Here is a 20,129-nt window from a genome sequence, read left to right as displayed (position 1 = left end):
ATTTGAATTCGAGGCGGATGAGGCGATCACGTTATAAGAACGGTATAGCCGCCCCTGCCCCCCAAGATGCGCTCTCGCCCAAATGTTCCGACTTCATCTGGGCAGACCGCGAGGCACTACTTTTCGCCATCGCCCACAAGCACAGTTGGCGGAGTGCCTTTTTCTTTCACATAGAACACGAGCAGTTTTGCGGGTTGCGTCTCACTGGCATTGCGACTGACGGTGTGCACGTCTGTCGGGGATTCGTAAAAGACGCCGCCAGCATGAACTGTCTGGGGACTGTCGCCGTTGACTTGGGTGACGACGCTTCCTTCCAGCACGTACACGAAGAGATCGGCGTTATGTCGATGGGGCTGGGAGACCTCGCCGGGTGCGAAGTTCACGACTTCGACCATGCCTTCTTGGCCGGGGAAATTCGGCAGGTCCTTGGTCATCAGGGTTGTGGCTTTTCCGGTCCCTGCATGTGCGCCGTTCAACGTCAGCATCGCGCACAACGCCGATGACAGAAGCAAAGTCGTCTTCATTTTCTGCTCTCCTTTGAGGGTTAGGGTTCAGAGCTTCATGTAACCTCGACGACGCCCGCTCGGACGCAGCTGTAGTCCGTGTCGCTTGGCACACCGCTTCGCAACGGTGTGCGCTCCCGAAGGTGCGCTGCGGGCGTTCGATCAATCAACAAACTGAGCAGCTCAGGGCGGCTGGAGTGGCCGCGCGAATCCATGAGCATCTTTCGCCGATCGATCAGCGAGAAGTCGAGGTCGGCGATAACCACGCCCTCACCCGAGCGCAGCGGCTCGCCGAGCAGCTCGCCCTCTGGATTGACGATCGCGGTAAAGCAGCCGCCCGATATGGGGCCTATGTCGCCGCCCGTATCTCTTGCGATCTGAGCCTGTTGATCGGGGTCCAGCCAGGAAGTGGCGTTGACGACGAAGCATGCGGATTCCAAGGCATGCTGCCGGATGTTGACTTGGATCTGCTCCGAGAAGCGATCGCCCGCGAACGAACCGGGATACATGGCAGAGTGAATTTGCTCACCGTCGGCCATCAGTGCGTAGCGCGCCAATGGATTGTAGTGCTCCCAGCACGCCAATTGACCGATCCGTCCGACGGCGCTGTCGACGGCGCGTAACCCGGAACCGTCACCCTGGCCCCAGATCATGCGTTCGTGAAACGTAGGGCTGATTTTGCGCCGGCGCTGGATCAACGTGCCGCCCGCGTCGAACAGGAGTTGCGTGTTGTAAAGCGTAGCACCGTCGCGTTCGTTGACGCCGATCGACACCACCACTCCGGCTTGCTTACAGGCATCCCCGATCGCAAGCGTATCAGGCGACGGGACCGTGACAGATTCCCGCAAAAGGCGCTGATACTCTTTGCCGAGCGATATTTCATAGGGCCGTTGCACGAACGAGAAGTAGGGATAGTAGGGAATAAGCGTCTCGGGAAAGGTTGCGAATTGAACGCCTTGGCGACCAAGCTCGAGAATTTTATCGACGACTTTGGCGACCGTCCCCGCGCGGCTGTAAAGCACTGGACTTATTTGAACGGCGGCGGCTCTGACGGTTCTCATGATACGCTCCTACTTGATTGTCGACGGTTGATGATGAGGCGAGGTTTGTGCTTTCAGGTTTCCGAGATCAGCTTCAGTCCGATAATGCCGGCCAGAATGAGAGCAATGCAGAGCACGCGCAGCGGAGCAGCGGAGTCGCCCAGCATTGCTATTCCGAGGATCGCGGTGCCCGCTGCGCCGATGCCGGTCCACACGGCGTAGCCGGTTCCAACCGGCAATGAACGGAGCGAGAGTGAAAGCAGAATCACACTCGACAAGCCGGTGACCACCGTAAGCAGTGCGGGGATCAATCGCGTGAAGCCGTCGGACGCCTTTACGCCAAAGGCGAATGCAATCTCGAGAATGCCGGCTATGCTGAGGAGTGCCCACGCCATTTTGATAAATCCATTCGTTCGCTAATCGAGAGCCGTTCGAAATCCTTCGCGCCAAGACGGATAAAGCGGTTTCCAGCCAAGTTCCCGCCGCGCCTTTCGATTGGAGACGCCTTGCTCGTGGCCGCCGTGCTGGCCAATCGGCGGCGGCGGCGCTCCGATCGCCGCTGCGAACTGCGGCAGCCATTCGGTTGCGGCCGCGGGTTCGTCGTCGACGATATTGACGACACCCTCGGGCCAGTCGATCGCGAGGAGTGCAGCCCGTGCAGCATCTTTCACATGCAGGAATGAACTTACCCCGCTGTTGGCGGGACGCTTGCCCTGTCGTACGGCGTCGGCAAAGGGACCGATTCTGGAATACCAGGTGCCTGGGCCATAGAGCAGCCCGTAGCGAAGGCTGATCCCCTCGGGGAGTTCTGCGACAGCCGCCTCGAGCGAGCGCACCCCGTGCGCCGTGTCTCGTAGCGCTGGCGTCCCATCGGCAAACGGGTCTAGTTCAGTCGCTGGCTCCGCTTTAGTCGCGTAGACGATGGCCAGGCTCTGCGCGATCAGCCGGCGCACCCCTGCGGCCTTAGCGGCATCGACCAGATTTCGTGTCCCTTTGATCCGCAGGCGATCCGTCCCCGCGAAATCCGCCGCCGATAGATCAGTCAGCTGATGAATGATGACATCCGGTTTGGCCGTACTCACAGCATCTATCAGCGAGGCGCGGTCAAAGACATCGACCAAAACTGGGCGAACCCCGATCGCCTCCATCTGGGCCAACTTCTCGGGAGTCCGCGTGGTGCCAAAGACCTTGTAGCCCGCGCCGACAAGCATCGGCAGGAGTTGTCGGCCGACTGCGCCTACTGCGCCCGCCACGAATACCGACCTGTTCACGTTGGATTGCTCGCTCACGGTTGCATCTCCGAAAGTTTGACGGTCAAGCCGACATGCCTGACCCCCCTTACGTGATACATCGTGGCCTACATATGAAGGTCCATGATCCGGCCATCCAACTAGGCCATGATCCTTCCGCTCCAAGCTATCGCCACCGTCATATCAGGCGCGCGATCCGCTTTCCCAGCGTCTCAGCGGTTCGCTGAGAGGCGATATTCGTGAAACCGAGCAACAAGGCCGACGGGCCAGCATGTCCTATCGTCCAGTCCGTCAGTGCTTCCGCGTAAAGGCCGTCGTCTCGCATTCGTGCAACGAGCCGCCGATCTGAAAGGCGGCTCTGAAGTCGCAATATCAGGTGCATTCCACCCGGCTGCTTATCAATTCGCACCTGCTTTGCCAGCACACTTTCCAAGCCGGCGGCTGTCGCCTGCCGACGCTCCGCATAGAGCTTGCGCATTCTTTGGATATGCCGCGTGAAGTGCCCTTCGGTGATGAAGGCAGTAACAACCGCTTGCGTGAGCTGAGGACTTCCTCCCACAAAAGCCTGGGCAATCTCCTCGAACCGTTCGACCTGAGCTTCCGGCACGACGATATAGCCAAGTCGAATGCCCGGAAATAGCACCTTGCTAAACGTGCCGGCGTAGATCACGCGTCCGTCACGATCCAAGCTCTTCAATGCAGGCAGCGGCCGGCTGACATATCGGTACTCGCCGTCGTAGTCGTCCTCGATGACCCAGGCGTTGCTTCGCGCAGCCCAATCCAACAGCGCCAGGCGCCGGGGTAAGGAGAGAGACACGCTCAACGGGCTCTGATGCGCAGGCGTCACCACCGCCGCGCGTGCCCGTGGAGCAAGCTTCATCCCATCGGAGACGACCATGCCATCGCGGTCGACCGGCACCGGCACCACTGCAATCTGTATGTGACCGAATAGTTCTCGCGTTGGCGGGTACCCGGGGCTTTCAAGCCAGACGCGATCTCCCGCCTTCAACAACGCATGGGCAATCAACTCAATTGAGTGACGGTATCCTGACGTCACGAATATCTGAGATGCCGAGCAGTTTATCCCACGCGAAACCTGAAGATACGCAGCGATTTGGGCGCGCAATGCCGGCCAGCCGTACACGGCGGGATGCACCATGTCGGATGGCTGCATGGCGCGCACGCATCGCGCGCCGAGGCGCGCCCATATCTTTCGAGGAAAAGCATCCAGGGCCGGCAACCCCATTTGGAACGGCAGAATGGACTCCGGACGAAAACTAGTGGCGGCAAAGTCTGTATCCGGCCGGGGTGCCGGACTGGATGCCGGTGCTCGCGGTTTGAGGTCCGGCGTTACAATGGTCCCGGCCTGCCCGCGAGCTTGAATGTACCCCTCAGCGGCGAGTAACGAATAGGCAGCTTCGATGGTGCCTCTCGCCAATCCTAATTCCTTAGTCAGCGCACGTGCGGAGGGAATGCGATCCCCCGGCTTCAACACCCCGCTATCGATAGCGCCGCGAAACCGATCGTAGATTTGTCGGTAGAAAGGTGCGGCCGCCGTGGAATCCAACGGCGAGATGCTGCGGGGCTTCGCGATCGCCATGGACTATGACCCTCCGTACGGAAATAGCGCAGCGTATGGCGAGCAAGCCCACCCGCTACGACCATGGACCAGCCGCCAATTCCGTTTATGGACCTTGGATATAGGCCGTGCCATCCTTAATCTTCACACAACGGATGACCGCCGCGAAATTTCCTGCCAGCCGCAGGAGTTCGCATTTCGCTGGCAGCCGACCACGTTCTATACTGCGGAGAACAAAATGGCGCATTCTGAACGCATCGTCGTAACGGGCGCGACAGGTCAGTTGGGCGCCCTTGTCGTAGCTGAGGTCCTGAGGATCTCGCCAAAGGCCCATGTGATAGGTATTGTTCGCAATCCTGCCGCAGCGAAGGGCTTGGCGGAGAACGGCGCAGTGCCCCGCGTCGCCAACTACGACGATCCCGCGTCCTTAGCGTCTGCGTTCAAAGGCGCGCAAAAGTTGCTGCTGATCTCGTCGAGCGAGCTTGGGCGGCGGCGCGTCACACAGCACCGCAATGTCATTGATGCGGCGAAGGCGGCGGGCGTTAAACTGCTCGGCTACACCAGCATGCTGCACGCGGACACGAACCCGATGGCATTGGCCGCAGAGCACCGTGAGACGGAAGCTCTAATTCGGGCATCGGGTATTCCGTGCGTGCTGCTTCGCAACGGATGGTACTCCGAGAATTATACGGAAAGTATCGCCGCCGCAATTCGTAACGGGGCGGTCATGGGGGCAGCAAAAGAGGGTCGCATCTCGTCTGCTGCGCGTGCGGACTTCGCGGCAGCCGCTGCGGCCGTGCTCGCGGATCAAGACACTTACGCAGGCAAAGTCTACGAGCTCGCCGGTGACACGGCTTATACTCTTTCGGAATTCGCGGCTGAGGTCGCCAGGCAGTCCGGCCAGACGGTAACGTACAATGACTTGCCCGAATCCGACTACAAGAGCGCGTTGCAATCCATCGGGCTACCCGAGATCTTCGCGGCGATCTATGCAGACTCTGACGCGAAAGCTGCGAACGGCTCTCTTTACGATGAGAGCCGACAGCTGAGCAGGCTCATCGGCCGGCCCACGACCACCATGGCCCAATCTGTGGCGATCGCCCTCGGCGCTTAGGCGACACACGCCGAAACACTCTTGAGCCGATGCAAATGTGTGTTCAGCAGACAACCGCTTTTGGTCCTGACGTCAAACGCCCTCCGCGCTGCCTCAACATCGAGATCAGGCAGCCCGATCACGAGCGATTTTTCGTTGGCGGTCGCGATGCTGGTTCACTCGCGGTCTTATCGGATGCGCCGGACCGCGCCTCAATCTTACTTCCTTGGGTTAAGTCGACCGGTGGATTGAGAACCACCAAATCGCCCTTCTTAACGCCGTCGCGCACCTCGACTTCCGTCCCTAGGTCCCGTGCTACTGAAACTTTTTGCAGATTGACAATTCCGTCTTGGACGACTGCCACGTGCAGGCCGTTGCGATCGAATACGATCGCGTCCGCCGGAATCAGGAGTGAAGGCACCTTGCGCGGAATATGAAGCTCGACGGTGCAGTAGACGCCGGCAGACATCGCCCCGTCCGGATTGGGAACGTCAATTTCCGTCAACAAAGTCCGGGTGATCGGGTCCAACGCATCGGCAATGCGCGTAACCTTTCCAGGAAATGTACGGTTCGGAATTTCCGGAATGCGCACAACGGCTTCAACGCCAGGCCGTATCCCGACCGCCTCATCCTGAGGAACATAAACTTGGGTTCTGATGATGTCGGTTTGCTGGAGATTGAACATGAATGTGCCGCTCGTCGTATCGGCCTGCACCAGGCTTCCGACATCGATGTTGCGTTGGGTGACAACCCCATTAAACGGAGCGACGACACTCTGATAGTCCTTTTGCTGCTGAAGAACCTTGATCGTCGCTTCCTGCGCAGCAATGCTTTGCTCAGCGACGCCGACCGCCGCGATCTGCGCCTTGAGATTCTGCTCATCGATTGAGCCTTGCTGTTGCGTCACCCAGCCTTGGGCAACCACCGGCTTATCGCGATCCCACGTGATCTTGGCGAGGTCCCGGTTCGCCACGTTTTGGCGCAGCGTAGCTTTGTTCTGGTCGAGAGTGGCTTGCGCTTGCGCGATCTGATGATCGAGCTCGGGGGCGACGATTTCCGCCAGCAGCTGTCCTTTCTTGACGCGGTCGCCGATATCGACATTGCGTTTTCCGATATAACCGCTGGCGCGGGCGAAGATGTTCGCTGTGGTGAATGCCAACGTCGTCGCCGGCAACGACACGGTATTGATGTCGCTGCTGGCTTTCACCGGCGCCACCTGGACTTTCGGCACGAAGTTGCGATGGCGCTCGGACGTGGCCAAAGTCTGTTGTCGCAGCGCGCGGGCATTAATGCCGCCAACGACCAATGCGCCGACAAGAAGCAAGAGAATTCCTAGTCCAAGCCAAAGGCCGCCATGACCTTTTGGTGCCGGGGTGGCAACATCAGGCTGGTCGCTCTTCTCGCGTCTCTCATCCTTTGGTTGGATCGATATCGTGTCGTTTGAATCGGTCACGTTAGACTTGCCTTTCAAACACGCCCTTGGCGGGCTTTCCGTCGTTACGCTTGCGCAGCTTGGCGAATAGGTACGGAACAACGAGTAGCGTTGTTGGGGTCGCAAACAAGAGACCGCCGATAACGGCGCGAGCCAGCACGGCGTTCTGTTCGTCGCCAGCGCCGCCTATCGCCATCGGAATCATGCCGACGATCATTGCCGCCGCAGTCATGAGCACCGGACGAATACGGGTACGCCCGGCATCGATCGCAGCCTCGCTCGCGTGCTTTCCTGCAAGCTGCTGCTCGCGGGCGAACGTGACAAGCAGAATTGAGTTCGCCGACGCCACGCCCACGGCCATGATTGCGCCCATGAGGGACGGAACGTTAAGCGTCGTTCCAGTAACGAACAGCATCGTAAGGATGCCACAGAACGTCACCGGCAGCGCCAGGATCACGACGAAGGGATCGCCGAAGTTCTGATAATTTACGACCATCAAAAGATAGACGAACACGGCCGCAAACAGAAGGCCGATGCCGAGATTTCGGAACGAGGCCTTCATACTTTGGATCTGTCCCACCACTTGGATCGTATTCCCTGGTGATAGCTGGCTCTGAAGATCCGTGACAATCTTGTTGATGTCGGCGGCGACACCACCGAGATCCCGGCCTTCGATGCTGGCGTAAACCTCGTATACCGGTTGGATGTTGGTCTGGTTGCTGTTGGTCGGCACCGTGTCGCGCTTGAACGTCGCGACGTTGCTGAGCAGCCCCGGGATCAGAGCGCCTGCAGCCGATATCGCGGAGGACACCGGCGTATTGGCCAGATCGTTCAACGACGCGATCCGCGGCTCCGGAGTTTGTACCGCGAGGTAGTATGGAATGCCCGATTTCGGATCGGTCCAGAAATTCGGAGAAACCTGTTCGGAAGAGCTCAAGCTGATGTTGACGTTGGTTGCGACCGAGTTCGCGTTGAGGCCGAGCTGTTGGGCGCGAGCCCGATCAATCGTCGCGTAGAATGCCGGCGCATAGACCTCCTGCTGCAGATGCGCATCGACGATGCCGGGAATGGCCGCCATTCGCTTCCGCAATTCCTGCGCGACATGAAGGTTCGTGGTCCGGTCGTAGCCGACCGTCCGCACATCAATCTGAGCAGGAAGACCGAAATTGAGAATCTGCGTGACGATGTCGGCAGGTTGGAAATAGAACACCTCCTCCGGGAACGCGGCGGGTAGCTCCTCACGAAGTTGGCGGACGTAATTGGCTGTCGGTGCGTGGCCATCTTTGAGTGCCACCAGAATGACACCGTCATTCACTCCGATCGTCGAACCATCTGTGAACGCCAAGTTGTACGCGCGCGCAGGCAGTCCAATATTATCGACGATCAGTTCGCGCTCGTTCTCCGGAATGACTTCGCGAATCTTATTCTCGACGGCCTGGAAGATTCGCTCGGTCGTTTCAATTCGCGTCCCGGCGGGGGCTCTGACATGAAGCTGAATCTGTCCGCCGTCGATGATCGGAAAGAAATCACGGCCAACCATGAAAAGCATGGCGGCTCCGAGACTGAGGATCAGCACGAGCACGATCGGAATTATAAAACCCTTTTTCATCAGCGTCGTCAGCAGCGCCACGTAACCGATGCGCATGCGTTCGAAGCCGCGGTCGAAGGCCGCATGAAAACGGCGCGCCCAACTTCTCCGGCCACCATCATCCGGTCCATGATGCTCGCTCTTTAGGAGCAGTCCGATTGTGATGGGCGTGAGCGTGCGCGAGAGCCCGTAGGAGGCGAGCATCGCGAAGACGACCGCAAGCCCGAGTGGGGTAAACAGATATTTCGCCGGGCCGTCGAGGAAGACGACGGACGTGAACACGCAGCTGATGGCGAGAGTCGATACGAGCGTCGGTATAGCGATGCCGGCCGCCCCGTGAAGTGTCGCCTCGGGCAGCGGCATGTGCTCTTCGTTGAGCAGCCGATGCGTATTCTCAATCGTCACGGTGGAGTCATCGACGAGAATGCCGACCGCAAGCGCGAGCCCGCCAAGGGTCATCGTATTGAGCGTCTCTCCGAGGAAATACAGAACGACCAGCGACGAGAGGATCGCGAGCGGGATCGAGATCATCACCACCAGCGTCGACCGCCAAGAGCCGAGAAACAGCAGGATCATCAGCGCAGTGAGCCCGGCCGCGATCGCACCTTCGCGAAGAATCCCCTGCACTGCCGAGGTGACGAATTTAGATTGATCGAACAACTCGCTGAATTTCATGCCCGGCGGCGCCGAAAGGCGCATCGTCACCAACGCTGCTTTGACCCGATTGACCACATCAAGCGTCGAGGCATTGCCATTCTTGATAATGCTGAGGAGCACCGAGCGTTTGCCGTCGTCACGCACGATGTTCTGCTGGACCAACCAACCGTCGTGGACCTGGGCGACGTCCTTGATGAAGACGGTGGCGTTGTTGGTAAACCTGATCGGAATATTATTCAGATCATCGATACTCAATGGCATTGCGTTCGTACGGACCGTGTATTGCGTATCGCCGATCTTCGCTGTTCCGGAAGGCAACGTCAGGGCCTGCGTATTGACCGCGTTGACGACGTCCAGCGGCGTCAGGCCGCGCGACTGCAGCTTATCAGGATCGATATCGACCATGATCTGCCGGTACTTTCCACCGGCCGGGGTCGGCAGCGTCAGGCCGGCAATAGGCGCTAACTGCTGACGCACACGGTAGATGCCGTAATCGTAAAGCTGCTGTTCGTTCAGCGTGTCCGAGCTGAGGCTGATTTGAAGAACTGGAACGCTCGAAGCATTGAACTGCACGACGATCGGCGGCTCAATTCCAACAGGCAGCAGCGCACGGATCGCGTTCGTCGCGGAGACGATCTGAGCGATCGCGAGGTCGAGGTTCACATCCGGCTGAAAATACAGTTTCTGCACAGACAGCCCGTTCAGTGTCTGCGCCTCCATATTCTTGATGCCGTTGACGTTCGCGCTAATCGCGTACTGGCTGTAGGTGGTGACTCGCTGTTCCATTTCCGGCGTGCTGAGACCGGTGAATTGCCAGATCACGGTGACAACCGGGATGTTGATCTCCGGAAAGATATCGGTCGGCATCGTGCGGATTGCAGTCACACCGATGAAGACGATGAAGGCGGCGAGGACGTAAAAAGTATACGGAAACCTCAGCGCGAAGCGGACGATGCCCAACTTCTACCTCCCGGTTACGAAGGGATCTTGGGACCCGAGCAAGGCCCAAACGGGACTTGGCTCTCGCTACACAAGGCTTCCAAAGGAATCTGAGCCGCCAAGTGCGTCGGCAGTACTTCCACAAGCCGTGTACGGCATATTGGTAAACCCACCTTCGCTTGCAGCGACGACCTCACCGCCCTGACGCAAGCGCGACCGAAAAAATCGATCGTAACGACTCTGATCAAATCATCCTTCATTCGGGGGTTTCAAGGACCCCGCCCAGTCCGATGCCCTTCCTTGGGCACGTACCGGCGCCGAACGGTGAAGCGATAATGCGCGAAAATTCAAACGATCCGCTTGCCCGAGGCAAATAATTGTTTTGCTTCGGTGCCATATTGATAATCAACGACGCGCGGGGGCGGCAGCGCGCCTCGACTGTTCAATCCTACTGCATGTCCTGCTCTTATCGCCCGTAACGAGACAGCTCTTGAATGACTGCCCAATTCATCTGATCAAATTCACTTCAAAAGATACCCACGATGACATCGTCCCGCCTGCGTCGGTATCACTCGCCGTTCGGCTGACCGAGCCGGGCGCGAAGGCGTGGCACCGACCAGTCGATGAAGGCCCTCAGCTTTAGCGGCACGAGGCGGCGCGATGGATAGAGAATATTCACCGGCCAAGGCGTCGGCTCGAAATGTTCCAAAAGAATCTCGAGTTTTCCGGCCCGCCTTGCTTCCTCCATCTTGTAGGACATCACGCGCGTAATGCCCACTCCGGCGATTGCGGCCGTGATCGCGGCTTCGGACGAGCTGACGTCCATCTTGGATTTTACCGGGACACCGACCTCTTCGCTTCCCTTCGTGAATTTCCAGCTGCGCTGCGATTCCACGCTATCGATTGTGATGCACTCATGCTCTGCAAGGTCCTCGGGCTTTTGCGGCAGTCCGTGTGACGCGAGATAGGTTGGGCTTGCGCAGACGACATTGCGGATGGACCCAATCCGTGTCGCGATCATGCTGCTGTCCCGAAGCTCGCCGATGCGGATCGCCACGTCGACATTTTCTTCGAGCATGTTGACGACACGGTCGCTCAGCAGAAGCCGCAAATGAATTTGCGGGTAGGCTTCCATGAACTCCAAGGCTATTGGCAGGAGATGCATATGACCGAGGGGGCTCGGCGCGGTCACCGCCAATTCCCCCATCGCAATACGGTACTCGCCCGAAGCGTCCCTCTCGGCCTCGTCCACCTGCTCGACGATGCGTTTACACGCAGCCATGTAGGAGCGGCCGGCCTCCGTCAGAATCAATTTGCGCGCAGGTCTTTTGATGAGCTGCGTTTTGAGATGTTCCTCGAGCTCTGCGACTTTACGGCTAACCGTCGCCAACGGCATGCCTAGACGCCGCGACGCCTCTGAAAAGCTTCCCGCCTCGACGATCGACGTGAAAACGGACATCGCGTCCAGGCGATCCATCGGCGCGCGCTTTCCAATTATCGAGAACAATGTCTCGAATTTAGCGGATTGCTGAAAGAGTTGCGTAACTTCATCGTCATTACGGTGGAATGCGATGAAGTCACTGACGGTGCCGATTGGCAAGGGGCTGGTGACAGGCAACCAGCAGATTCGGGATTTCTTCCGCCCCGGGAATTATTGCGACGATTATGTTACAGCCGCTCGCTCTTGCCGAGGATGCCCAGGAAATGTGCATAAACCAAAACCAAGGTATGCATTGCGCAATCCTTCATCATTCAGCATAGAGCCCAATATGGATCGGGCTAACATCTCGAGGCGCGGCTTCTGCCTGTGCTGCACTGGAGCGGCGCAGGTGGGTTTGGCTGGCTGGCTGACGCCACGCGCGGCTTATGCCGAGGCGCGGGGCCTCGTCAGCCTGATCAAGGACAGCGCCGCTGTCTCAGCCATTACCGTTCACCATGTCCGCGGCAATGTCAGCGTTCTGGAAGGCTCGGGCGGGAACGTCGCCGTGCTGACCGGCCCAGACGGAAAAGTTCTTATCGACGCCGGCATTCGCGTATCGCAATCCCAGATGACGAAGGCGCTCGACACTCTCAGCACAGATCCCATCACGCATCTCATCAATACGCACTGGCATTTCGACCACGCCGATGGCAACGAGTGGCTGCACGCGGCAGGTGCCAAGATCACCGCCCACGAGAACACGCGTAAATACCTGTCTCAGGTTCAGCGCGTCGAAGACTGGGATTATAATTTTCTCGCCCTTGGTCCCTCCGGCATCCCCGATGACGTCTTCGCGGCCGATCGCACACTGAAGCTTAACGGCCAGACGATCGCGCTCAAGTATTATGGCCCCGCGCACACGGACAGTGACATTTCCGTGCATTTCGCCGAGGCCGACGTATTGCACGTCGCGGACACCTTCTGGAACGGCGTTTATCCGTTCATCGATTATTCGACCGGCGGCAGCATCGATGGAATGATCTCGGCGGCCGATGCCAATCTCGCTGTCTCGGGGGACCAGACGATCATCATTCCCGGCCACGGTCAGCCCGTCAGCAACAAGGCCGAAATGAAAAACTTCCGCGACATGCTCGTCGCCGTTCGCGAGAACGTCGCTGCGCTGAAAATGCAGGGCCGCTCGAAGGAAGAGACGGTCGCGGCAAAGCCGACGGCGGCGTTCGACGGCAAATACGGAAATTTCGTCATCGATCCGGGATTTTTCACTCGACTGGTCTACGAGGGCGTCTGACACGCCCGCGGGTTCAATTCCGACAAGGAACCACGCCATGCACGTGCGAGCCTGCCGCCACCGAGCCTGGATGACGCTGTCTGCCCTTTTGTTCGGAGCCGGGATGGCTGCAGCGGCCACGCCCGTGACCCACTACCGTACCGCCGACGTCGACGGCGTCAGCATCTTCTATCGCGAGGCCGGTCCCGCCGATGCGCCCGTCGTGATATTGCTGCACGGATTTCCAACGTCGTCCCACATGTTCCGCAACCTTATCCCGGCCCTCGCCGACCGCTATCACGTCATTGCACCGGATTATCCGGGCTTCGGCGAGAGCGCTGCGCCCGATCATAAGCAATTCGCCTACACGTTCGCCCACTATGCCGATCTCATGGACGGCTTGGTCGCCAAGCTCGGCATTCAGCAATACGCGCTCTATCTGATGGATTACGGCGCACCCGTCGGATACAGGCTTGCGATCAAGCATCCGGAACGCGTCACAGCACTCGTCATCCAGAACGGCAACGCCTACGAGGAGGGCCTCAAGAAATTCTGGGACCCGATCAAGGCCTATTGGGCCGATGGTTCCGACGCGCACCGGGAGGCGCTGAGCTTTCTCGTGAAGCCGGAGACAACGAAATTTCAATACACCGACGGTGTCAGCGATGTGACGCGCATAGACCCCGATAATTGGGGCCACGATCAGCCCCTCCTCGATCGGCCGGGCAATAAGGATATCCAGCTTGATCTGTTTCATGATTACGGGACGAACGTGCCACTCTATCCAAAGTTTCAAGAATTCTTTCGGGAGCGGCAGCCACCTGCGCTGATCGTCTGGGGAAAGAACGACACGATCTTTCCAGCCGACGGCGCCTATCCCTACAAGCGCGATCTACCGAAGGTCGAGTTTCATCTGCTGGACACCGGCCACTTCGCGCTCGAGGACAAAGCAGATGAAATGGTCCCCCTGATCCATGACTTCCTCGATCGCAATCTTGCTCCGAAGGGAGGCCCATGAGGGGCGGCACGAACGCAACCTTGATGACCGCAATGGCCGCCCGATTTCATCTTTTCTTTTATGAACGACTGATGCTCGTCAAATCCCTGGCCCCTATTCCAGCCGACGCGTTTCTCAGAAGGTGACAGCGATGACCACGCGATCCTCTCACGATCCCACGCACATCGTAACCGCGTTCGGCGAGAAGCCGATTTTCAAGCCCGGCGACCCGATCCGCATCGCCGACAGGTGGCCCATCGGACATTATCGGGTGCCCCGCTATCTGCGCAGAAAGCTCGGGCGCATCGAGTCCGTGATCGAGCCGGCCTTCATCGACAACGAGGAAGAAGGCTTCGGCCGCAACGCCGGCTCCAAACGTCATTATTATCGGATCGCGTTCCCAATGACGGAGCTTTGGCCCAATTATGCCGGCTCACCGAAAGACGGCTTGCGCATCGAGGTGTGCGAAAGCTGGCTCGAGAGGATGTGACCATGACCCATGCTGACCACGACCACGATCATGATCATGACGGAAACGACCCGCATGCCGAGATCGGCCAGACCGGGAAGCCGGGTTATTATGACATGCTGGAGACGGCGGTCCGCGAGCTGCTGATCGACAAGAAACTCTTCGGCGCCGACGAGATCCGCCGACAGATCGAGGTTCTCGATTCTCGTACGCCAGCGCTCGGCGCCAAGGTCGTCGCCCGCGCCTGGGTCGATCCCGGCTTCAGGAAGCGCCTCCTCTCCAACGGCCGGACCGCGTGCGAGGAGGAATTCGGTATCAGCTTCTATGACGACACCGAATTGATCGTGCTCGAGAATACGGACAAGGTACACAACCTCATCGTTTGCACGCTCTGCTCCTGCTATCCCCGTCCGGTGCTGGGGCTCCCGCCCGATTGGTACAAGCTGAAGCCCTATCGCGCGCGTGCCGTGTCGGAGCCGAGAAAAGTGCTCGCGGAATTCGGCACCAGCATTCCGAACGACGTCGAGGTCCGCGTCAGTGATTCAACGGCTGTCGTGCGTTATCTCGTGCTGCCGAAAAGACCGAAGGGCACGGACACGTTCACCGAAGAAGAGCTTGCTTGCCTCGTCACGCGCGATACGATGATCGGCGTCGTTGAACCGAAAATCGAAGTCAGGAGTGCCGCACAATGACCGACAGCTCGGAATTGGTGAAGCGGCTTCCCAACGATATTGGCGGCCTGCCGGCCGACCCCATCAAGCGCGTCGATCACGAACTCGAGCCTTGGGAAAAGCGCTGTCACGCGCTGGCCGATGTTCTCGACTTTCACAAGATCATCAATACCGAAGAGAAGCGCTGCGGGGTCGAGGCACTTGGGACCGATTTGGTTGGGAACCTCAGCTACTACGAGCGATGGATCGTTGCCTTCGCCAACATCCTTTTCCGCAAAGGCATTCTGACGCCGGCCGAGGTCGCTCTCAAAATGAAAGAACTTGAGGCGCGATATTCAGCCGGTCACTAGAGTCCGACGACAAAGGAACTGCCCTAATGCCCACAGTCAAAACGAAAGACGGCGTCGAAATCTTCTACAAGGATTGGGGCACCGGCCAGCCCATCGTATTTAGCCACGGTTGGCCGCTCTCGGCCGACGATTGGGACGCGCAGCTCTTGTTTTTCCTCAACAAGGGCTATCGCGTCGTCGCACATGACAGGCGCGGTCACGGCCGGTCGACGCAGGTCGCGGACGGGCACGACATGGATCACTACGCCGACGATCTTGCGGCCGTGGTCGCGCATCTCGACCTCAAGGATGCGATCCACGTCGGACACTCGACGGGTGGCGGAGAAGTCGTGCATTACATCGCGCGCCACGGCGAGAGCCGCGTATCGAAGGCCGCCATCATCAGCGCTGTGCCTCCGTTGATGGTGCAGACGCCGGCCAATCCGAACGGGCTGCCCAAAAAGGTGTTCGACGACTTCATGATTGCGCTCGCAGCAAACCGTGCGCAGTTCTATCGCGACGTCGCTTCCGGTCCCTTCTACAATTACAACAAGACCGGCAAGCCCGCCGAGGCGACCATCGCCAATTGGTGGCGGCAGGGCATGATGGGCGGCGCCAAGGCGCACTACGACGGTATCGTCGCGTTTTCGCAGACCGATTTCACCGAAGACCTGAAGAAGATCAATGTGCCCGTACTTGTGATGCACAGCGAGGACGACCAGATCGTTCCCTACGTTGCTTCGGGTCCGCTTTCGGCCAAATTGCTGAAGAACAGCACGTTCAAGTCTTATAAGGGCTTCCCGCACGGCATGCCGACGACGGAAGCCGAGACGATCAACGCCGATCTGTTGGCGTTTCTGAAGACGTGAAAATCAGAGCTCTGATTTCGGACGAAGAGCAGAAGGCGCGATAGTTGAGAATTTCCCGGAGTCAGCTGCAAATATAAAACTTGCTCGATAAAAATCGCCAATTTTGCAGACGTTTGGTGGGAACGTGGGCAGCGCGCTCTTTCAGCGTTAGCCCGCCGCCGCTTGCTCGTAAATGTCATCCTCCTGCGCATTGTGCATGCGGACTAGGGATTCGATTGATTCAATCACCCGCTGAGCATCCCGGATGAGATATTTGTCGACGGCCTCGATCTTTAGGCCGTTCGACAATCTCGAAAGCAATCGCGACAAATGAAGAATTTCGCGGTGCGCACGGCTCATGGCAACAAGTCCAGGAGTGTCATGGAGGATCTTGGCAATGCGCGGATAGACGTTGCTCTCATCGTCGCGTTCGTGTTCGACGATGTTCCGGGCAATCAGTTCGTTGGCCTCAAGGATCAGCGGAACCGCGCAATCAGCAGATGCTTCGTCGAGCGCATCCGCAATCTCCCTCAGACGATCGAGGCACGCTTGAAGATCGGTGTGACCCTGCCGAAGAGCACGACTGGCAGCCGTCTGGAGATGCTGCTGTCCAAATCTCCATCCCGGGGTCAGAGCACGTAGCGCATTGAGTATGACCGCGACATCGATTGCCTCCTGTGTAAGTGCGCCCTCCACCGGCGTTAAATATCCGAACGCCGCAGCGATCATCGCCAAGCCCGACATGCCCATGCCGGCGGCGATGCTCTGAATAGCGATGCGGCGCGTTCGTCGAGCAATCGCAACTGCATCGGAAACCCTATCAAGCTGATCAACGAGGATAACGACGTCGGCAGCCTCTGAGGACGCGCTGGCGCCACGAGCTCCCAACGCAATGCCGACATCGGCGGCCGCAAGAGCAGGCGCATCATTGATGCCATCGCCCACCATGACCGTCGGATGAAGCCGCTGTTCGACGACAACAGCCTCAACTTTGTCAGACGGGACTCGTTCGGCCAGCACCGCATCGAGGTCGAGAGCTGCAGCGATTGTATCAGCAGACTCGGCGCGATCTCCAGTGACCATCATAATGCGCTTCACGCCAGCGGCGCGCAGATTTTGCACAGCCCTAGGCGTCTCGCGCCGCAGTTCGTCAGCTAATAGGATCGCACCGATTGTTGTGCCGTCCGCCGACACGAATACACTCAGCGCGGATCGCCAAGATGCCCGGCGAAGCGCGCGCACCGCCCAAGGTGGCGGCCGCCCCTCGCCGTACACTAAGTCGAATGAACCCACGCGTACTTGGCGGCCTTCGACCAAACCCTGAAGGCCCGATCCCATCGTCTCTTTGACCTCTGTCGGCTGAGAAAGCACCAGTCCCCGTGCACGCGCTGCGGCAACGATAGCCGCCGCGACCACATGGTGTGAGGCCTGCTCAAGAGAGCCCGCAAGGCGCATGATCTCGTCGGCCGACTGATGCGGCGCAGTTTCGATGGCAACGAGTCTCGCGCCGCCAACAGTCAGTGTGCCAGTCTTATCGAACATCACCGTATGCGTTCGTGCCAACGCTTCAATCGCAGCACCGCCTTTGACGAGGACGCCGCGACGGGCCGCACGGGAGATACCGGCGATAAAGGCAACTGGAGCCGCCAGAATGAGCGGACAGGGAGTTGATGCCACGAGAACGGCAAGGCCGCGAATAGGATCGCCCGACCACAGCCAAGCCGCCGCCGCCAACACTAGCGTTACCGGCAGCAGCAACAACGCATAGCGATCCGCGAGCCGGATGAACGGCGTCTTCGCCGTCTGCGCAGCGGTTACGAGTTTGATGATGCCAGCGTAAGTGCTTTCACTGGCACTCGCTGTCGCCCTCATTTCAAACGTTTCACCCGCGTTAATCGTCCCGCTGTGAACGGGATCGCCTTTCGAGCGCGTCACGGGAATGGGCTCGCCCGTCAACGCCGCCTCGTCGAGCGTTGCTGACGCGGCGAGGATGACGCCATCAATCGGAATGACTTCGCCCGCGCGCACCAGTACGGTATCGCCGACGGCGACGTCTTCGATCGCGACGTCTTCTAACGAGTCTCCGCGGCGCCGATGGGCGATGCGCGGCGCGCGGTCGGTCAGAGACTTGAGATCGCGTTCGGCGCGCGCGACGGCAAAGTCCTCCAACAGATTCCCGCCCGCATACATGACCGCCACGACGACACCGGCAAGGGGCTGACCCAGCAGTAGCGCCGCCGACATTGAGATGAATGCAACAGCATCGACACCCATGCGGCCGGCCATGAGGTCGCGAACCATGGACACGAATAGCCCGATGACGACCGGCACCGTCCCTGCCGCCCAAAACCATTTCGCGGCAATGACATGGCCCGCCGCGTAAAGCAGTCCGCCGAATGTCAACCCGATCAGTGCGATTGCAATAAGTGCACGCCGCTGCAGTCGTTCAGTAAGGGCAATGGGCACAGTCAAGCCTCGTAAATCCGAACCCCGACGATGAGGCTCGCCGTCGAGACAATACCATCATTGGCGCCTAGCACGGCGGCGCGCAGCCACCCGATCCGATCGACCAGGTGGCTTTCGGGATGGGCGTGGAGTCTGCTCATTTTTGCTCTCATTCGTTTGTGCACGTATGAACCGTCAGAACGCATCAAGGCGAGCGCTTTCGCCCCGTGATCATAGCCTTCGCGAGATTCTCACCGTGCTCAAGGCTCGCCAGAATAACTCCAACAACGTGCAACGCCACAAGACCAAGCGTGATGTTGGCCAAGGCTTCGTGAACCTCCTCCATTGGTTTAGAACCCCAGAAGGCATCGGTGGTCATCAGGTATCCGGTGAATGACAGCCCAATGAGCATGACGATCAGCAGCACGATCATTGCGCCGCCTGCCGGATTGTGCCCGACATATCTCGGCGCTTCCAGCCGCGTACTCTGTTTGAGATACTGGAAGACGGTGCTCGGCCCTTTCACGAAATCTGAAAAACGGGCGTGACGAGACCCGATGAACCCCCAAAGGATTCTCAACGCGACAAGCGCCGCGATGGCATATCCGGCCCACAAGTGCATCCACTCGATCTCGTCCCCCGTCAGGAAGGCGATGGCAAATAGGAGGACAAGGCTCCAATGGAACACGCGGATGAAAGGACCCCAGATCTTTACAGTGGCCGGCGGTGAAATGCCGCCGGCCTCATGCAGACTGTCAGAGTGACTCATGGATCTCACCCATTGCTCTTCTGGTTCTTCCAGTCCGTGCCGACAGGATTTCCCGTTGCAGGATCGATGAAGAATTCGATGCGCGTACCTTGCTTCGTGCCGCGAGCGTAAACCTCAGCGCATGTTCCCTTCATCTTGGACTTGGCAACCTCGTAGCCATGGTCTTTGACCACCTTCTCAATTGCCTCGATCGTCATCCACTTCTCTTTGGGCTCGGTCGTGCACGGTTTGCCATAGCTTCCCGCCATGGCGTTCGTCACTGATCCGACAAGCAATGCGGTGGTGATAAGCAGCGCTTTCATTTTGGCTTCCTTCGTAAGTTGTAGGATGTTCAGTCAAACATCAGGCACCAGCCATCCGATTCTGCGGCGTTCGCGATGATGGCATCCTGATGTTTGCTGTCGGCGCTAGTGGGTGCCTAATCGTCAATCTCGACGACGTTCCCGGTCACAGGATCGAGATGAAGCTCGGACTCCTTACCGTCCTTGCCCCTGACATCGACCTCCGCGCAGCCGTCCTCGATCTCAATTTTGGAGACCGTGAACCCTTGTTCGGTGAGCTTGGTCTTAAGCTGTTCGGTAGATAGCCATTGCTCCTTTGGGGCGCGTGTGCAGGGTTCGTCGTCCTTGGCGTAGGCGGCAGGGCCGACGGCCAGCACGGGCAGGAGGGCTGCAAGAAATAGAGTGCGCATGGTTCTCTCCTCAGAGTATTTCTGGCACCAGACAATTCGGCGCCATGACTGCACTCTGCAGGAACTGAAGTGAGTTAACGCTGACGGCTGATGTCAGCATCCCATCATCTTGCGGGTTATA

The 20,129-nt window shown here is 58.8% G+C and carries 19 protein-coding genes and 1 pseudogene; 7 read left to right on the top strand and 13 right to left on the bottom strand.

Going from position 1 to position 20,129, the window contains the following annotated elements; genetic code table 11:
• Window positions 1-116 precede the first annotated feature (116 nt).
• From AC1DK3_RS19895 to pdxR, 5 genes are all read right to left on the bottom strand, one after another.
• Entirely contained in the window at window positions 117-524 is a 408-nt protein-coding gene (locus tag AC1DK3_RS19895) for a cupin domain-containing protein (protein WP_477193972.1), read from the bottom strand.
• A 35-nt stretch (window positions 525-559) separates the two neighbouring features.
• Window positions 560-1,564: a nitrilase-related carbon-nitrogen hydrolase gene (locus AC1DK3_RS19890; protein WP_477193971.1), complete on the bottom strand. Its 1,005-nt coding sequence runs from the start codon at window positions 1,562-1,564 to the stop codon at window positions 560-562.
• A 53-nt stretch (window positions 1,565-1,617) separates the two neighbouring features.
• Window positions 1,618-1,938 carry an SMR family transporter gene (locus tag AC1DK3_RS19885; RefSeq protein WP_477193970.1) on the bottom strand — a complete coding sequence of 107 codons (321 nt, stop codon included), beginning with the start codon at window positions 1,936-1,938 and terminating at the stop codon, window positions 1,618-1,620.
• A 21-nt stretch (window positions 1,939-1,959) separates the two neighbouring features.
• On the bottom strand, window positions 1,960-2,832 hold the full coding sequence (locus tag AC1DK3_RS19880; RefSeq protein ID WP_477193969.1) for an NAD-dependent epimerase/dehydratase family protein: 873 nt from the start codon (window positions 2,830-2,832) through the stop codon (window positions 1,960-1,962).
• 139 nt (window positions 2,833-2,971) lie between these two features.
• On the bottom strand, window positions 2,972-4,393 hold the full coding sequence (gene pdxR / locus AC1DK3_RS19875) for a MocR-like pyridoxine biosynthesis transcription factor PdxR (RefSeq protein ID WP_477193968.1): 1,422 nt from the start codon (window positions 4,391-4,393) through the stop codon (window positions 2,972-2,974).
• A 217-nt stretch (window positions 4,394-4,610) separates the two neighbouring features.
• Here pdxR and AC1DK3_RS19870 point away from each other — a divergent pair, with 217 nt between their 5' ends.
• Window positions 4,611-5,486: an SDR family oxidoreductase gene (locus AC1DK3_RS19870; RefSeq protein ID WP_477193967.1), complete on the top strand. Its 876-nt coding sequence runs from the start codon at window positions 4,611-4,613 to the stop codon at window positions 5,484-5,486.
• A 118-nt stretch (window positions 5,487-5,604) separates the two neighbouring features.
• Here the strand turns inward: AC1DK3_RS19870 and AC1DK3_RS19865 are convergent, their stop codons facing one another.
• From AC1DK3_RS19865 to AC1DK3_RS19855, 3 genes are all read right to left on the bottom strand, one after another.
• Window positions 5,605-6,918 carry an efflux RND transporter periplasmic adaptor subunit gene (locus AC1DK3_RS19865; RefSeq protein WP_477193966.1) on the bottom strand — a complete coding sequence of 438 codons (1,314 nt, stop codon included), beginning with the start codon at window positions 6,916-6,918 and terminating at the stop codon, window positions 5,605-5,607.
• 1 nt (window position 6,919) lies between these two features.
• On the bottom strand, window positions 6,920-10,102 hold the full coding sequence (locus AC1DK3_RS19860; protein ID WP_477193965.1) for an efflux RND transporter permease subunit: 3,183 nt from the start codon (window positions 10,100-10,102) through the stop codon (window positions 6,920-6,922).
• Window positions 10,103-10,649: 547 nt separating this feature from the next.
• On the bottom strand, window positions 10,650-11,558 hold the full coding sequence (locus tag AC1DK3_RS19855) for a LysR family transcriptional regulator (RefSeq protein ID WP_477193964.1): 909 nt from the start codon (window positions 11,556-11,558) through the stop codon (window positions 10,650-10,652).
• 292 nt (window positions 11,559-11,850) lie between these two features.
• Here AC1DK3_RS19855 and AC1DK3_RS19850 point away from each other — a divergent pair, with 292 nt between their 5' ends.
• From AC1DK3_RS19850 to AC1DK3_RS19825, 6 genes are all read left to right on the top strand, one after another.
• The gene (locus AC1DK3_RS19850; protein ID WP_477193963.1) at window positions 11,851-12,810 is read left to right on the top strand and encodes an MBL fold metallo-hydrolase; all 960 of its coding nucleotides are present in this window, start codon (window positions 11,851-11,853) and stop codon (window positions 12,808-12,810) included.
• Between the two features lie 103 nt (window positions 12,811-12,913).
• Complete coding sequence (locus tag AC1DK3_RS19845; RefSeq protein WP_477193962.1) at window positions 12,914-13,807, top strand: alpha/beta fold hydrolase; 894 nt, start codon at window positions 12,914-12,916, stop codon at window positions 13,805-13,807.
• Window positions 13,808-13,937: 130 nt separating this feature from the next.
• Window positions 13,938-14,276 (top strand): SH3-like domain-containing protein, encoded by a 339-nt coding sequence (locus AC1DK3_RS19840; protein WP_477193961.1) that lies wholly within the window; start codon window positions 13,938-13,940, stop codon window positions 14,274-14,276.
• Between the two features lie 2 nt (window positions 14,277-14,278).
• Entirely contained in the window at window positions 14,279-14,947 is a 669-nt protein-coding gene (locus AC1DK3_RS19835) for a nitrile hydratase subunit alpha (RefSeq protein ID WP_477193960.1), read from the top strand.
• Window positions 14,944-15,276, top strand: a complete 333-nt coding sequence (locus AC1DK3_RS19830) for a nitrile hydratase (RefSeq protein WP_477193959.1) — start codon at window positions 14,944-14,946, stop codon at window positions 15,274-15,276. Before AC1DK3_RS19835 ends, AC1DK3_RS19830 begins: the two co-directional genes overlap by 4 nt.
• A gap of 26 nt (window positions 15,277-15,302) precedes the next feature.
• On the top strand, window positions 15,303-16,124 hold the full coding sequence (locus AC1DK3_RS19825) for an alpha/beta fold hydrolase (protein WP_477193958.1): 822 nt from the start codon (window positions 15,303-15,305) through the stop codon (window positions 16,122-16,124).
• A gap of 147 nt (window positions 16,125-16,271) precedes the next feature.
• Here AC1DK3_RS19825 and AC1DK3_RS19820 read toward each other — a convergent pair whose 3' ends face one another.
• From AC1DK3_RS19820 to AC1DK3_RS19800, 5 genes and pseudogenes are all read right to left on the bottom strand, one after another.
• Window positions 16,272-18,377 carry a heavy metal translocating P-type ATPase gene (locus AC1DK3_RS19820; protein WP_477194012.1) on the bottom strand — a complete coding sequence of 702 codons (2,106 nt, stop codon included), beginning with the start codon at window positions 18,375-18,377 and terminating at the stop codon, window positions 16,272-16,274.
• A gap of 212 nt (window positions 18,378-18,589) precedes the next feature.
• A pseudogene (locus AC1DK3_RS19815) lies at window positions 18,590-18,709 on the bottom strand (VIT1/CCC1 transporter family protein); the annotation flags it as partial.
• 44 nt (window positions 18,710-18,753) lie between these two features.
• Window positions 18,754-19,317, bottom strand: coding sequence for a cytochrome b/b6 domain-containing protein (locus tag AC1DK3_RS19810; protein ID WP_477193957.1), 564 nt, complete (start codon window positions 19,315-19,317; stop codon window positions 18,754-18,756).
• A 5-nt stretch (window positions 19,318-19,322) separates the two neighbouring features.
• On the bottom strand, window positions 19,323-19,619 hold the full coding sequence (locus AC1DK3_RS19805; RefSeq protein ID WP_477193956.1) for a PepSY domain-containing protein: 297 nt from the start codon (window positions 19,617-19,619) through the stop codon (window positions 19,323-19,325).
• 116 nt (window positions 19,620-19,735) lie between these two features.
• Complete coding sequence (locus tag AC1DK3_RS19800) at window positions 19,736-20,008, bottom strand: PepSY domain-containing protein (RefSeq protein ID WP_477193955.1); 273 nt, start codon at window positions 20,006-20,008, stop codon at window positions 19,736-19,738.
• Window positions 20,009-20,129 lie beyond the last annotated feature (121 nt).

Source organism: Hyphomicrobium sp. 01T421 (assembly GCF_056398805.1).
This window is presented reverse-complemented; position numbering and strand designations above follow the sequence as displayed.

Excerpts from the sequence above, each read along its gene's own strand:
- AC1DK3_RS19820 (WP_477194012.1), bottom strand. The coding sequence starts at position 18,377 with ATGGGTGTCGATGCTGTTGCATTCATCTCAATGTCGGCGGCGCTACTG.
- AC1DK3_RS19810 (WP_477193957.1), bottom strand. The coding sequence starts at position 19,317 with ATGAGTCACTCTGACAGTCTGCATGAGGCCGGCGGCATTTCACCGCCG.
- AC1DK3_RS19830 (WP_477193959.1), top strand. The coding sequence starts at position 14,944 with ATGACCGACAGCTCGGAATTGGTGAAGCGGCTTCCCAACGATATTGGC.
- AC1DK3_RS19835 (WP_477193960.1), top strand. The coding sequence starts at position 14,279 with ATGACCCATGCTGACCACGACCACGATCATGATCATGACGGAAACGAC.
- AC1DK3_RS19845 (WP_477193962.1), top strand. The coding sequence starts at position 12,914 with ATGGCTGCAGCGGCCACGCCCGTGACCCACTACCGTACCGCCGACGTC.
- AC1DK3_RS19825 (WP_477193958.1), top strand. The coding sequence starts at position 15,303 with ATGCCCACAGTCAAAACGAAAGACGGCGTCGAAATCTTCTACAAGGAT.
- AC1DK3_RS19885 (WP_477193970.1), bottom strand. The coding sequence starts at position 1,938 with ATGGCGTGGGCACTCCTCAGCATAGCCGGCATTCTCGAGATTGCATTC.
- AC1DK3_RS19800 (WP_477193955.1), bottom strand. The coding sequence starts at position 20,008 with ATGCGCACTCTATTTCTTGCAGCCCTCCTGCCCGTGCTGGCCGTCGGC.
- AC1DK3_RS19855 (WP_477193964.1), bottom strand. The coding sequence starts at position 11,558 with ATGGATCGCCTGGACGCGATGTCCGTTTTCACGTCGATCGTCGAGGCG.
- AC1DK3_RS19840 (WP_477193961.1), top strand. The coding sequence starts at position 13,938 with ATGACCACGCGATCCTCTCACGATCCCACGCACATCGTAACCGCGTTC.
- AC1DK3_RS19895 (WP_477193972.1), bottom strand. The coding sequence starts at position 524 with ATGAAGACGACTTTGCTTCTGTCATCGGCGTTGTGCGCGATGCTGACG.
- AC1DK3_RS19850 (WP_477193963.1), top strand. The coding sequence starts at position 11,851 with ATGGATCGGGCTAACATCTCGAGGCGCGGCTTCTGCCTGTGCTGCACT.
- AC1DK3_RS19870 (WP_477193967.1), top strand. The coding sequence starts at position 4,611 with ATGGCGCATTCTGAACGCATCGTCGTAACGGGCGCGACAGGTCAGTTG.
- AC1DK3_RS19890 (WP_477193971.1), bottom strand. The coding sequence starts at position 1,564 with ATGAGAACCGTCAGAGCCGCCGCCGTTCAAATAAGTCCAGTGCTTTAC.
- AC1DK3_RS19805 (WP_477193956.1), bottom strand. The coding sequence starts at position 19,619 with ATGAAAGCGCTGCTTATCACCACCGCATTGCTTGTCGGATCAGTGACG.
- pdxR (WP_477193968.1), bottom strand. The coding sequence starts at position 4,393 with ATGGCGATCGCGAAGCCCCGCAGCATCTCGCCGTTGGATTCCACGGCG.